We start from the raw sequence: 14301 nt of genomic DNA, 5'->3' as shown, positions 1-14301 counted from the left end.
GGAGCAATTTCACGTGGCATCACTAATCGAAAAACTTCTCCGCACGGGTGACAAAAAGACACTCAAGCAATTGCGGAACTATGCCGATTCCATCAATGCCCTGGAAGACTCCTTCAAGTCCTTCACGGACGCCGAACTCCGCGAGGAGACGGACCATTTCCGGTCCCGTCACCAAGATGGCGAGACCTTGGAGGCCCTCCTCCCGGAAGCATTCGCCGCTGTGCGTGAGGCCTCTTCCCGCACCTTGGGCATGCGCCACTTCGATGTCCAGCTGATGGGCGGTGCCGCACTCCACCTGGGCAACATCGCAGAAATGAAAACCGGTGAAGGCAAGACCCTCGTAGCTACCGCCCCCGCGTATCTGAACGCGCTGGCGGGCAAGGGTGTCCACGTCGTCACGGTCAACGACTACCTCGCCGAATACCAGTCCGAACTAATGGGCCGGGTTTACAGGTTCCTGGGACTTACCAGCGGCTGCATCCTGTCGAATCAGGATCCAGCGGTCCGCCGGCAGCAGTACGCTGCGGACATCACCTACGGAACCAACAACGAGTTCGGCTTCGACTACCTGCGCGACAACATGGCCTGGGATGGCAGCGAACTGGTTCAGCGCGGCCACAATTTCGCGATCGTGGATGAGGTCGACTCCATCCTGATCGATGAAGCCCGTACTCCGCTCATCATTTCCGGTCCTGCCCAGGGCGACACCAACCGCTGGTACAGCGAATTCGCCAAAGTCGTGCTCCGCCTGCAACCCGAAGTCGACTACGAGGTCGATGAAAAGAAGCGCACCGTAGGCGTGCTCGAAGCCGGTATCGAAAAGGTGGAGGACTACCTCGGAATCCAAAACCTCTACGAATCAGCCAACACACCTTTGATCGGCTTCCTCAACAACGCCATCAAGGCGAAGGAACTGTTCAAGCGGGACAAGGATTACGTCATCCTCGACGGCGAGGTCCTGATTGTTGACGAACACACTGGCCGCATCCTGGCCGGCCGCCGCTACAACGAAGGCATGCACCAGGCCATTGAGGCCAAGGAAAATGTCGAGATCAAGGCGGAGAACCAGACCCTCGCCACCGTGACCTTGCAGAACTACTTCCGCATGTACTCGAAGCTTGCCGGCATGACCGGCACGGCCGAGACTGAGGCCGCGGAGTTCATGAGCACCTACAAGCTGGGTGTCGTCCCCATCCCCACCAACCGTGACATGCAGCGCATCGACCAGGCGGACCTTGTCTACAAGAACGAAGTCGTGAAGTTCGACGCCGTGGTCCAGGACATCGCCGAAAGGCACGAGAAGGGCCAGCCTGTGCTGGTCGGCACCACGAGCGTTGAGAAGAGCGAGTATCTCTCCAAGCTGCTGGCCAAGGAAGGTATCCGGCACGAGGTTCTGAACGCCAAGAACCACGCACGTGAAGCGTCCATCGTGGCGCAGGCCGGACGAAAAGGTGCCGTCACTGTTGCCACCAACATGGCCGGTCGCGGTACTGACATCATGCTTGGCGGCAACGCCGAGTTCACTGCCATTGCAGAGTTGGCAAAGCGTGGGCTCGATCCCGAGGAGAACTCGGAAGAGTACGAGGCCGCGTGGCCCGAAGCGCTTTCGGCTGCCAAGCAGGCGGTCAAGGATGAACACGAAGAGGTCTTGGACCTCGGAGGGCTATACGTCCTGGGTACCGAGCGACACGAGTCCCGCCGGATCGACAACCAGCTGCGCGGCCGTTCAGGACGTCAGGGTGACCCGGGCGAATCGCGCTTCTACCTGTCGCTGACGGACGACCTCATGAGGTTGTTCAACTCAGGTGCGGCCGAACGTCTCATGAACAGTTCGGTCCCGGATGATGTTGCCCTTGAATCCAAGCTCGTCTCCCGCGCCATCGCATCGGCCCAAGGCCAGGTGGAAGGGCGCAACGCCGAACAGCGTAAGAACGTTCTCAAGTACGACGACGTCCTCAACCGGCAGCGTGAAGCGATCTATGGCGACCGCCGTCGAATCCTTGAGGGCGACGACCTTCACGAGAAGGTCCAGTTCTTCCTTGAAGACACCATCAACGCCCTCATCGAGGCTGCTACTGCCGAAGGAACGGGTGACGATTGGGACTTCAACCAACTCTGGGCCAATCTGAAGACGTTGTACCCGGCAACCGTGACGGCCGATGAAATTGTTGAGGAAGCTGGCGGAAAGTCACGTGTCACTGCCGAGTTCCTGAAAGAGGAGATCCTCTCGGATGCCCGGCTGGTGTACCAGGCCCGCGAGGAGGCCATCGGCTCTGAGAGCATGCGCGAGCTCGAGCGTCGTGTTGTGCTTTCGGTTTTGGGTCGGAAATGGCAGGAACATCTCTACGAGATGGATTACCTCAAGGAGGGTATTGGTCTCCGGGCGATGGCCCAACGCGATCCCCTGGTGGAGTACCAGCGCGAAGGTTTCGTGATGTTCCAGAGCATGATGGAAGCCATCCGTGAAGAAAGCATCGGTTTCCTCTACAACCTGGAGGTGGAGGTAACACCCGCCGAAGACGTTGTTGTGGCCGACGATACCGCCGCTGGGGCGCACACCGAACATCATGAACCCCAAATCCGGGCGGCGGGTCTGCAGGCACCGGAAAAGCCGGCCCAGTTGCAGTACACCGCCCCAGGTGAAGATGGCGCTACCCAAACACGCATCGAGGGCCGGGCTTCCGGTCGATCCGGCAACCCAGCGAAGGCAGCAGGCCAAGAGCAACGTAAGCCGGCGAAAAAGAAGCGTCGCTGACCCGGTAACATCCAGCGGGCCCAGCCAATTTGCTGGTCTGCCAGGTACGAATAGCGCGCACTCAAAAGGGTGGACTCCGGACTCAATGTCCGGAATCCACCCTTTTTGTTGCCCGCGGATTTTGTTGCCCGCGGGATGGATTCGACAAGTCTAGCCAATCTCCAGGGCCGTCACCCGCCACACGCCGTCCAAGCGTTCCAACCTCATGGCGACAGCCCGGCATCTCAGTTCTTCCGCAACCACAATGCTTGCCTCGCAAATATCCTCGGAGATGGAGCAGGTTCGAACAGAGCGGACCATGGGGCTGCGGTGGGGCTGCAGGTTCCCCCGGACCCTGGCGGCGTGCTTGCGGGTGAGGGCCGCCCTATGTTGTAGGGCTACATAGCAGTCAGGGTCCAAGGAACGGGAAAGCTGGCTCACCGCACGTGTTCCGGCCAATACCTCCAAAGCTGCCTGCGCAATACTGCGCGCAACCAGCCGAACGTCGATGTCCGCACCGCTCGAACCGTAGCCGGAAAATGTTCGTTGGTTGCTCTGTCGGCCCGCGGGCCGGTGTGCAGTCGCAACGGTCATGGTCATACCTCAGGCATTCACTACACGAACGGGAACGTGGGGACGCTCTGTTCTGGTGGCTTCTGCTGGGATGACGCTGAACTTGGTTTGATACGGGGGATACGGCCCCTGAGTGGGCCAAAGAATCGGTGGGTCGGATGACCCGTACTGTCAGTCAGGTGCGGGTGGCCGCAGGACCTGACCCGGAGTCAACACTGAAGGGTCGCCGCCGATGACGGTGAGGTTTGCGGCATACCACTTGGGCCACATCAGGGCGACTTCCACGTCCGTTGCAAAGGGACCAAGCCGCGATGCTGCAAGCGACCACAGGGAGTCTCCTGCCTTCACGACGACGCCGGCGTCACGGGAGATCTCTTGCCTGGACGAAGGGCGGCTTAGAAGCCCAGGGTCAGGTGCAGGGGCTTTAGGCTTCCAGCGCGGATCGCCCGCATTTGCCGTGGTGTCGGCCACGGACATCTGTGATGAAGACGCGGGCCCGGCAACGGGCGCCGGCCTCCATGCCGGGTGGGGAGACGTTTCCACACTCGCGGTTGTCGGTCCCCAACCGGGGTCGGGGGGAGGCGTTGCTTGCGCCATGGTGACGCCCAAGAGATTCACGCTCACCACCGCTACGGCAAGCCGCAGCATAAAGGCAGGGCTGAACTTGGCAAAGGTGTTGGCCCCTCTCTCCCGTCCACTCCGATGCAACAGCGATGCGACGACGGCGAGCAGTAAGGAAAGGACCCACCATGCCACCAGCGCTATGCCGACGCCGTTCGCGAGAAAACCGAGGAGGTCCTCAAACGAGAAGTTCTGATGATGGTGATCTGCTGACCGCCATTGGTCAAGGAGCATGCTGCCCACATGGACGAGCAGTAGCCCAAGCCCCAGAATTGTTGCAGCGAGGCAGGCGTCGCTCCGTAACGTTCTTGCCATTCAAAGCCCCCAAGCTTCGTTTGATGCAGTTTGATGCATTTTGACATCGTTAGGCCTATTGTGGGCACGTCCCGGGCTATCTGTCCAATTCGCGTCACCGGATCACGCAGTATTCGCCCTGCCTACATGTTGCAGCCTAGTCTGATGACATGAGATGGGACTCTCTCTTTGACGACTTGGAAGCACAATTTTCTGCCGGGCGTGCCTTGGAGGCGGAATCGGAGATCACCGAGCGGGCCAGGGTAGAGCTTGCGGGGATCGAGCTGGGTGACCGCCTCCGTGGCGCAGCCGGAGTCGAGATCAGGCTCTTCCTCGCTGATGGCAACGCTATTCAGGGAGTGCTGGGCCGCGTGGGTGGTGGGTGGTTGGTGTTGTCCGAGGGCTCGCGGCAATGGCTGGTGCCCTTCGCCGCAGTGCTCACATTCCAAGGTCTGGGGAGGCTGGCCCTCAACCCCGTGTCCACGGTCCGGCAATTGCCGGGGATCGCCTCAGCCCTGAGGGCATTGGCCAGGGACAGGTCCGCCTTGGTTGTTCATTTGAGCACGCGGACCGGAGACGGCGCCAGGGTCAATGGTGTCATCGACAGAGTCGGCAGGGACCACTTCGATGTCGCTGTGGTCCGCGACGGTGAAGTGCGGCGGGCGGGCAACGTGGTGTCGGTCATGACCGTCCCGTTCAGTGCTGTTGCAGCCCTGTGTTCGGCAGGCGGAGAGTAACCCCTCCGCAGCAGCCTCTAGGGCTGGTTCGCCTTGGATTTTGCTTCCTGGATCATGCGGGTTGCTTCTGCGTAGCGCTCTTGGATGTACTGCTCAAGCATCGTCTCCTCGATACGCCATTGTCCACGCCCTCCTACCTGGATGGCTTTCAACTCGCCGCTTCGCACCAAGGCGTAAGCCTGTGGTGAATTGATTTGGAGTTGTTCGGCGACATCCGCCAGAGTCAGGAATCGGGGCATGGCACCATTTTGCCACCGTTGGCCCACTTTGGTGTCTTTATCCACAGTTTCGGCCCCTTTGGGGTCGATGGCTTTTGTCCTGCAGGAACGGCCGGTAAGAATGAGGTGGCGGGTCCGTCGGCCATGCCTTTAGCTCATCGGGGGTAGCAGAAACATGGGTCAAGATACAGTGGTCGCTGCAGCAAGATTGAAGAAGCCATCGCGGAAGGACCCGAGGCTTCTCATCGGCATGCTGCTGGTGCTTGTGTCCATTGCCGGCGTCATCGCCTTGGTTGGATCGGCTGACAGGACTACGCAGGTCTACGCTGCACGCGAAGACATCGCAGTCGGCCAGGTGGTCGCCGTGGCCGACCTTTCAATTGTCAATGTTCGCCTGGATGATGTTGAGTCCGGGTACGTCACTGTGGAGGGTGGCCTGGCAGAAGGTCGGGTAGCCCTGCAGCGGGTGGCGAAAAACCAACTCGTTCCAACGGAGAGCCTGGGAAAAGCTGATGCCCTGAACAGGAAGCCAGTGGCTATTTCCGTGGAGGGAGAACTTCCCGCCCAGGCAGTCGGTGGAGCGCGGGTGGATGTCTGGGTTGCCTTGCCCGGTGCGAGCAGTGCCTTTGATGAGCCGCAGCTGCTCTTGCCCGGTGCGGAAATCGCCCAGGTGGTCTCAGGCGCCGCTTCCTTGGGGGCGTCGAAGACCACCCAAGTGCTGGTCCTGGTGACGGATGAGCAGATGCCCAAGTTGTTGGGAGCTCAAGCAAATAAGGCCAGTATCTCCGTCGTTTGGAACCCGGCGGGCCTCAACCCATGAGTATTCCGGTAATCACTGTGGGTCCTGCGCAGGAGGCCGTAGTGGGCGGGCTGGAGGGCCTGCATGGTCCGGTGACGGTGGTTCGCCGTTGTTCAGAGCTTGCTGAGCTGATGGCCGCCTGCCAAAGCGGGCTTGCCATGGCGGCCGTCGTTGCGGAGGGCTGCGAGGAATTGACCACGACTTTGGTGGATCGACTTGGCGCTGTTGGAGTTTCGATTGTGGCCCTGACGGATGACCCGGCCGAAGTACGGCGATTGCACGCCATCGGAGTCGTTGTGGCGGCTTCCGGAATAGAACCGTCTGCGCTCGCGGCAAGAATATCCGAGGCTGTGGGCCGTGAGCATGCGCGCGGACGCCTGGGCGCGGGGCAGGACGCAGGTTTCGCTGATGCGGGAGGCGGACCACTTCTGATGCCTGCTCCGGAAGCTGTGGAGGACTCTCCGGAGGGTTCAGGTCTGGTCTTTGCTGTATGGGGACCCATAGGTTCGCCCGGCAGGACCCTGCTGGCGGTCAACCTCGCTGCCGAATTGGCAGCAGAGGGTAAATCCGTCATCCTCGTGGATGCTGACAGTTATGGTGCCAGTGTGTCTGCTGTGCTCGGGTTGTTGGACGAAGCCGCGGGACTGGCCCAAGCCTGCAGGCTTGCGGACCAGGGGATGCTCGACGCCAGTGCTTTGAAGGCCGCGGCGACCCCCGTCTTCACCAAAGAGGGCTCCTTTCGGGTGCTCACGGGGACCACACGCGCGGATCGATGGACGGAACTGAGGGCGGCTGCGCTGTCGCAGGTCCTTGAGCGAGCCAAAGATGTGTCTGATGTCGTGGTGGTCGATACCGGATTCTGCCTAGAAGCAGATGAGGAACTGAGCTTCGACACCATGGCCCCACGGCGGAACGCAGCAACTCTCAGGACTTTGGAAATGGCTGACGTCGTATTCGCTGTGGGAGCAGCCGACGCAATCGGAATACCGAGGCTGGTTCGGGGGCTGGCGGACCTTCAAGCAGCCGTTCCACAAGCATCCCTCCGCGTGGTGCTGAATAAGGTGAAGAGGGCGGCCGTGGGGCACGCACCCAAGCAGCAACTGGCGGAAGCATGGGACCGGTACGGGCCGGGCTTGGCGATCGATGCCTACCTCCCGGCAGATCCAGTGGCCTGCGACGCCGCCTTGCTCTCCGGCTCGGTCCTCCTTGAAACTGCGCCCGAATCCGCCCTGCGGATCGCTATCGCCAACTTGGTCTGTGCGCCTGCCCAGCAAAAACGAAATTCCTTTGGCCGAAGTACCAGAGCCGTCCGCTTGCTTAAGCGCTAGGCTCAAAATGTGGGCTGCAGAGTCGCAGCAATCAACATGTGATGGAGGCGTTTGTAGATGTCGTCAGGATCCAGCGTGGAGGATCGGTCCGATGCAGCAGTTGTCCGTGAAGGGTTCTTCGGTGACTACTATGAACACCTCGCAGAGGAGGATGCCCGGGCGTATTCGCCTGAGCTGCTGATCTCGCGGGCAACGAATCACAAAAAGGTCGCGCAGTCCCGTATGCCGGGCAACGCCGTCGTCGAAATCGCGGGTGAAGCGGACCGGAGCGTCGTGTACATCGTCACTGACGATATGCCGTTCCTGGTGGACTCAGTAAATGCAGAACTCGTTCGCCAGAACTGTGCGATCCGTCTTGTCATGCACCCCTTGTTTGTGATCACCCGCGACCGCGTGTCCGGGGAGCTCCGAAACATCTCCCGGGTTCCTTCGAACGTCGGGATCTCGAGCGGCGATACCGCTGCACTGCCAAGCGTGGCGCACCTCTTGGGCGACGGTGACAACTCGTCGCACATGGAGTCGTGGATTGCAGTGGAGATTGACCGTGTCAACGACGACGCCCGTGCAGAATTGGTCGAAGGACTGCAACGTGTCCTCGGCGATGTCAGGGCAGCCGTGGAAGACTGGCCCAAGATGCGCAGCAAAGCACTGGAACTGGCAGAAGCCCTTGGCGGCATATCCCACCCGGAGCAGATCGCCGAACTCCGGCAGGCACAGGATCTCCTGCGCTGGCTGGACAACGGCAACTTCACCTTCCTCGGATACCGCGAGTACGACCTCGTGGACCAGGAAGGCGAGGACGTCCTTCAACTGCGTGAAGACAGCGGTCTTGGGCTTCTGCGCGCGGGGGACACCACCCGTCAGGTCCAGCACCTCACGGATGCCGGGCGGAAGCGCGCCCGGGAAAAGCGGGCACTGGTGATTACCAAAGCCAACTCCCGATCGACTGTCCACCGGCCTGCCTACCTCGACTACATCGGCGTCAAGAGCTTCGACGCCCAGGGCAACGTCAATGGGGAACGGCGATTCATCGGGCTTTTTGCAACAAGTGCCTACACCGGTTCTGTGCGCAACATCCCTATTGTCCGCGACAAGGTGGACGCCGTCCTGCGGAACGCCGGGTTCCCTATTGACTCCCACTCCGGCAAGGATCTCCTGGGTATCCTCGAGACGTACCCGCGCGATGAACTGTTCCAGATCGAGATTCCGGACCTGGCTGCTACTGCCACGGGGATCCAGCGGTTGCAGGAACGTCGCCGTACAAAGTTGTTCCTCCGACCTGACATTTACGGTCGCTTCATGTCGGCGGTGGTCTACCTGCCCCGTGATCGTTACACCACCAGCGTTCGCCTTCGGATCGAACAGGAACTCCGGGAAACGTTCCAGGCCGAAAGCATCGACTACGAGGCCCGGATCACCGAATCTGCCTTGGCCCGTGTCTTCTTCAGGATCCGCCTCCCGCGCACGGCTGAGCTGGCAGAAGTCAATGTTGCGGAGCTTGAACACCGGCTGATGAGGGCGTCCCGCTCCTGGAGCGAAGGAGTCGCCGAGGTCCTCCGTGAGCACCGCCCGGCAGAAAGTGCCGATGTGCTGTCTGCCCTGTGGGCAGAGGCATTCCCCGCAGGCTACCGGGTGGACTATGAAGTTGAAGACGCCTTGGAGGACATCGAACGCTTCGAAAAGTATGGGGCACAGGCCGAGAGAGCCGGGGAAGCAACAAAGCAGGTCAAACCCGGGGTTCACGTGTACCTTCCAGAAGGTGCCGGCGAAGCCTTGGAGGAGGACGCCCGCGTCAAGCTCTACCTCATGGAGCCCAAGAGCCTGAGCCAGATCCTCCCTTACTTCCACAATCTTGGTCTTGAAGTTTTGGATGAACGTCCCTTCGAGATCGAAACTTCAGATCGCCGCGACTTCTTCCTCTACGACCTTGGACTCAAATACCCCGCCGGTGTCGATCCCCTCGCTACCGGGGAACTCCTGGGCGAGTCCTTTGGAGCCGCCGTCACAGGATCCGTCGAGTCGGACAACTTTGACCGGCTGGTGCTGCGTGAGGGCATGCACTGGCGCCAAGTGGTGGTCCTCCGTGCCTACGCCAAGTACATGCGGCAAATGGGCAACACCAATTCGTTCGGTTTCATCGCGGACACTCTTCTGGGCAACCCCGACGTTGCCCGTGGACTTAACGCCCTCTTCTCTGCGCGCTTCGATCCCACTGTTCCGGAGGATCTTCGGCCGGAACGCCAGGCTGCAGCACGCGTAGCCCTCGCCGAGTCCATTGAGCAAGTGGCAACGTTGGACGCTGACCGCGTGCTGCGTACCTTCGTGAACCTGATCGAGTCCACCCTGCGGACCAACTACTTCCAAAACAAGGAATACCTCAGCTTCAAGTTGGATCCAACGTCGATCGACGGATTGCCCTTCCCCCGCCCCATGTACGAGATCTGGGTCTACTCACCCAGGGTTGAAGGCGTTCACCTGCGCTTCGGGAAGGTAGCCCGCGGCGGTCTCCGCTGGTCAGACCGTAGGGAAGACTTCCGCACGGAAATCCTGGGCTTGGTGAAGGCCCAGACAGTCAAGAACGCCGTGATCGTTCCTACGGGTGCCAAGGGTGGGTTCTTCGCCAAGAAGCTGCCCAACCCGGCAGTTGACCGGGCAGCATGGATGGCCGAAGGAATTGAGAGCTACAAAACCTTCATCCGGGGTTTGTTGGACATCACCGACAACCTCGTGACGTCAGCGGACGGCGAAAGGCTTGTCCCGCCGTCGGACGTTGTTCGCCACGATGGCGACGATTCCTACCTGGTGGTGGCAGCCGACAAGGGAACCGCCACCTTCTCCGACACCGCCAACGGGCTCGCGTCCGAGTACGGATTCTGGTTGGGCGATGCCTTTGCCTCCGGAGGGTCGGTGGGCTACGACCACAAGGCCATGGGCATTACGGCACGCGGGGCGTGGGAATCGGTCAAGAGGCACTTCAGCGAACTTGATCTGGATACCCAGACCGAAGAGTTCACTGTAGTTGGCGTCGGCGACATGTCCGGCGACGTCTTCGGTAATGGGATGCTGCTGTCCCGGCACATCCGTCTGCTGGCCGCATTCGACCATCGCCATATCTTCCTTGATCCCACGCCCGACGCCGCGGCATCCTTCGCGGAACGGCAGCGGCTTTTTGAGCTGCCCCGGTCTTCCTGGGATGACTATGACAGGTCACTGATCAGTGAAGGTGGAGGAGTCTACGCGCGCCAAGCGAAGACCATCCCCGTCTCTGACCAAGTTCGAAAGGCGCTGGGCTTGCCCGAAGGCACCACCCAGCTGAGCCCGCCGGAGCTGCTTCGCGCGATCTTGCTGGCTCCGGCTGATCTCCTCTATAACGGCGGCATCGGCACCTACGTCAAGGCCAGCACGGAGACCCACGCAGCCGTTGGCGACAAAGCCAACGACGCCATTCGTGTGGACGGACGCGACCTGCGGGTCAAGGTTGTGGGAGAAGGCGGAAACCTCGGATTGACGCAACGCGGGCGTATTGAAGCCGCGCTGCAAGGGGTCATCCTCAATACGGATGCAATCGACAACTCAGCCGGTGTGGACTGCTCCGACCATGAAGTGAACATCAAGATCTTCGTGGACCGAATGGTGGCTGCCGGCAAGCTTGAGGCCGGAGAACGGGCAGCTTTCCTGGCAGATATGACCGATGAGGTGGGACGACTCGTCCTTCAGGACAACATCGACCAAAATATCCTGCTCCTGAATGACCGGACGCGGGTTGCGGAATGGAGTCCAAGCTACGAGCGGCTGATGGACTGGTTGGAGAAGTCCGCCGATCTCAAGCGTGATCTCGAAGCCTTGCCCACCACGGAGACGCTTCGTTCAAGGTTGGAGCAGGGCCAAGGCTTGACGTCTCCGGAACTGGCAGTTCTGGCGGCCTACGCCAAGATCGAACTCGGCGCGGCACTGCGAGACAGCAACCTTGCTGACGATCCCTGGTTTGCGGACACCATCCGCAACTACTTCCCGAAGCAATTGCGCGAGAAGTTCGACGCCGAGCTGGACACCCACCCGCTTCGCCGCGAAATCATCGCCACCGTCGTGGCCAACGACATCATCAACCTGGGCGGCATCACGTTCGCCTTCCGGGCCATCGAAGAAACATCGGCAAATGAGGTAGCGGTTGCCAAGGCATTTGTGGCGCTACGCGAAATTTACGACCTCGATCCCATGGTGGCGGAGCTGAACGCGCTCCCAGCATCCTTCCCGACAGAACATTGGAGTGAAGTCCACCTGGACATCCGCCGGCTGCTCGACAGGGCTGTGCGGTGGGTCCTGGGGCAAGGGATGGCATCCCAGCCGATTTCCACAGTGGTGGAATCGTTCAAGCCGATGATGGCCCCCTTGCGGGCCAAGCTGCTGGACTACCTCCGGGGCGAGGACAAGACCCGCATCTCAGGCTGGCTTGATAGGGCACGTGGCTGGGACTTGCCCGAACACCTTGCCCACAGGTGGGCGGAGTTGTTCGAGAGTTACGCGCTGTTGGATATCGCGCGGATTGCCCAGACCGGTGGCGGCAGTGTCGAAGACGTGGCCCATGTGTACTACACCGTGTTCAACCGCTTCCATGTCGATTCGCTGCTGGAACGGATCAGTTCCCTGCCGCGTGACGACCGCTGGCAGGCGCTGGCCAGGGCCGCCCTTCGGGACGACCTGTACTCAACGGTCGCGGATATGACGACGTCGGTCCTGGAGTCGACTGAGGCCGGCACCTCGGCTGAAGATCGCCTGAAGTCGTGGGAGGGGCAGAATGCCGAGCAACTGGGCCGGGCCAAGACCATGTTTGACGAGGTCAACGCGCTAGAAGCCGACGACATGGCTTCACTGTCGGTAGCATTAAGGCTCTTGAGGTCAATCGTTCGACGCTAGGGGCAATCCCAGCGTCGCAAATGGAGGTGCAGTGGCAATCTTTACAGACCCCATCAGGGAACACGCTGATTTCGGGCCTGGAGATGCCGAATGGCTGCACCTCCTCGTCGGTGACTGGCAGATGGTCGCCGACTTGGCATTCGCGGACCTCGCATTGTGGTTCCCGCACCCGGAGTTCGGTTACATTGCCCTCGCCCACGTCCGTCCGTCGACATCACATACGGTGTTTCACGCGGACTTCGTGGGGAGGGCATCCGTTCCGATCTTCGCCCACTGGTGGAAAAGGCATGGCACAGCCGCTCGATCGAACGATCCAGCGAAACGAGCTGGAGCAGCGAGATGGCACTGCGTGTCGAAGCTGTTCCCATGGTGCGCAACGGCAGGACGCTGGCCGTAGTGACATCCCACATGGATCTGTCCAGCTCCCGGATGCCCTCCAGACTGGAGTTGACGTATCGTCAGTGCGCCTATGACCTTCTGCGCATGGGAACTCTGGGACTGTGGCCCGACTTCGCTTCGCCCACTGGATCACGCCGTGGGGCGCCACGTGTGGGAGACGGACTCATCAGGCTGGACGCCGAAGGTATCGTGCAGTACGCGAGCCCCAACGGGGTGTCAGCCTTCAGGCGGCTCGGCGAAGTTGAGTCGCTGGAGGGACGGTCCTTGGCGGAAGTAACTGCCGGGCTCCTCAAAGACCGCCGGATGGTGGATGAGACTCTGCCCTTGGTTGTCACAGGTCGGATGCCTTGGCGAAGTGAGATTGAGTCCCGTGGCGTCAGTCTTTCTCTGCGGGCCATTCCTTTACGCGACGAGCAACACCGGTTCGGTGCCCTCGTCCTGTGCCGCGATGTCTCGGAACTGCGGCGCAGGGAAATGGAACTCGTTACCAAAGATGCCACTATCCGGGAAATCCATCACCGGGTGAAAAACAACCTTCAAACTGTGGCGGCACTGCTGCGAATGCAATCGCGCCGTATGGTCAGTGACGAGGCGAAGCAGGGCTTGGAACAAGCGATGCGGCGCGTGGCCACCATCGCACTCGTCCACGAAACCCTTTCCCAGGGGTTGACGCAGAGTGTTGACTTTGATGAATTGATCGGACGGCAGTTCCGGCTGTCTGCCGAGGTGGCATCGCCGTCCCAGCAAGTACGAACGGAACGTTCAGGGATGTTTGGCGAGTTGCCCAGCGACTTTGCCACTCCGTTGGCCCTGGTCATTAACGAGTTGGTCACCAACGCCGTGGAGCACGGTCTTGAAGGACGCACCGGAACAGTATGGCTCTTGGCTGATCGGGCTGACGGCGACGGAAATGACGAATTTCTGACCGTGACCATTGCCGACGACGGCGTTGGCCTGCCGGACGGTCAATACACCGAAGGCCTGGGCCTGCAGATTGTCCGCACGCTGGTGACGAGCGAACTCGGTGGATCAATCCAGTGGAGCCCTCGCGACGGTGGGGGAACGGCCGTCGAAATCGTTTTGAATTTGGCCCGCACTTAACCCGCACTTAAGATGTCGGCGCGCTCCCCGATGTCACTGGGGCGCGCCTGCGGCCATGGCTTAACAAAAGGAAGGCCGCGGACCAATGGTCCGCGGCCTTCCTTATTAATGAGGTCTACTTAATGCTTCTAGGAAGCGCGGCGCGCGCGGGCAGCGCGACGCTTGAGAGCCCGACGCTCGTCTTCACTCATGCCGCCCCAAACACCGGCGTCTTGTCCGGACTCCAGCGCCCACTGCAGGCAGGTGTCCACTACGGGGCAGCGGCGGCAGACGCTCTTGGCTTCCTCGATTTGCAGAAGTGCTGGTCCCGTGTTGCCGACTGGGAAGAAGAGCTCCGGGTCCTTGTCGAGGCAGGCTGCGCGATTACGCCAATCCATGCTGATCAGTCACTCCATTCGTGAGAACTAGATAGGGCCTTTTGTGAAAACATTCACGAGAGGCTCCAAAGGAAAGGGGCCCGCATGGGCCCCCTTGGTCGTCTGAGTCAAGCGTTTCATGTTAACGCCTTGTAAACAAGGGGTGTTAGTGGTCGAAATGCCCGGAATCTGTGAGCGATGCATCACATCAGCCGCCAGTGCCCTCA

At 60.7% G+C, this 14301-nt stretch carries 9 protein-coding genes and 1 pseudogene; 6 read left to right on the top strand and 4 right to left on the bottom strand.

Going from position 1 to position 14301, the window contains the following annotated elements:
• Window positions 1–13 precede the first annotated feature (13 nt).
• Window positions 14–2755, top strand: a complete 2742-nt coding sequence (secA, locus tag CGK93_RS15575; RefSeq protein WP_089595611.1) for a preprotein translocase subunit SecA — start codon at window positions 14–16, stop codon at window positions 2753–2755.
• Window positions 2756–2905: 150 nt separating this feature from the next.
• Here the strand turns inward: secA and CGK93_RS15570 are convergent, their stop codons facing one another.
• Entirely contained in the window at window positions 2906–3328 is a 423-nt protein-coding gene (locus CGK93_RS15570) for an Rv3235 family protein (RefSeq protein ID WP_232481346.1), read from the bottom strand.
• 150 nt (window positions 3329–3478) lie between these two features.
• Window positions 3479–4243 (bottom strand): LysM peptidoglycan-binding domain-containing protein, encoded by a 765-nt coding sequence (locus CGK93_RS15565; protein WP_089595609.1) that lies wholly within the window; start codon window positions 4241–4243, stop codon window positions 3479–3481.
• 149 nt (window positions 4244–4392) lie between these two features.
• On the opposite strand from CGK93_RS15565, the gene CGK93_RS15560 reads away from it, so the two are divergent.
• Window positions 4393–4959, top strand: coding sequence for a hypothetical protein (locus tag CGK93_RS15560; protein WP_089595608.1), 567 nt, complete (start codon window positions 4393–4395; stop codon window positions 4957–4959).
• Window positions 4960–4976: 17 nt separating this feature from the next.
• Here the strand turns inward: CGK93_RS15560 and CGK93_RS15555 are convergent, their stop codons facing one another.
• Window positions 4977–5198: a helix-turn-helix domain-containing protein gene (locus CGK93_RS15555; RefSeq protein WP_089597506.1), complete on the bottom strand. Its 222-nt coding sequence runs from the start codon at window positions 5196–5198 to the stop codon at window positions 4977–4979.
• Window positions 5199–5352: 154 nt separating this feature from the next.
• On the opposite strand from CGK93_RS15555, the gene CGK93_RS15550 reads away from it, so the two are divergent.
• The 4 genes and pseudogenes from CGK93_RS15550 (at window position 5353) to CGK93_RS15535 (ending at window position 13718) form a co-directional block, all read left to right on the top strand.
• Window positions 5353–5997 carry an SAF domain-containing protein gene (locus tag CGK93_RS15550; RefSeq protein WP_089595607.1) on the top strand — a complete coding sequence of 215 codons (645 nt, stop codon included), beginning with the start codon at window positions 5353–5355 and terminating at the stop codon, window positions 5995–5997.
• A complete protein-coding gene (locus tag CGK93_RS15545) occupies window positions 5994–7304 on the top strand; it encodes an AAA family ATPase (protein ID WP_089595606.1) in 1311 nt (436 codons plus the stop codon). The genes CGK93_RS15550 and CGK93_RS15545 overlap by 4 nt, the downstream gene beginning before the upstream one ends.
• 57 nt (window positions 7305–7361) lie before the next feature.
• On the top strand, window positions 7362–12218 hold the full coding sequence (locus tag CGK93_RS15540; protein ID WP_089595605.1) for an NAD-glutamate dehydrogenase: 4857 nt from the start codon (window positions 7362–7364) through the stop codon (window positions 12216–12218).
• A 31-nt stretch (window positions 12219–12249) separates the two neighbouring features.
• A pseudogene (locus tag CGK93_RS15535) lies at window positions 12250–13718 on the top strand (sensor histidine kinase).
• A gap of 128 nt (window positions 13719–13846) precedes the next feature.
• On the opposite strand, the gene CGK93_RS15530 reads toward CGK93_RS15535, so the two are convergent.
• On the bottom strand, window positions 13847–14095 hold the full coding sequence (locus tag CGK93_RS15530) for a WhiB family transcriptional regulator (protein WP_003804966.1): 249 nt from the start codon (window positions 14093–14095) through the stop codon (window positions 13847–13849).
• Window positions 14096–14301 lie beyond the last annotated feature (206 nt).

It is taken from the genome of Arthrobacter sp. YN, from assembly GCF_002224285.1.
Classification (GTDB): Bacteria; Actinomycetota; Actinomycetes; order Actinomycetales; family Micrococcaceae; genus Arthrobacter.
This window is presented reverse-complemented; position numbering and strand designations above follow the sequence as displayed.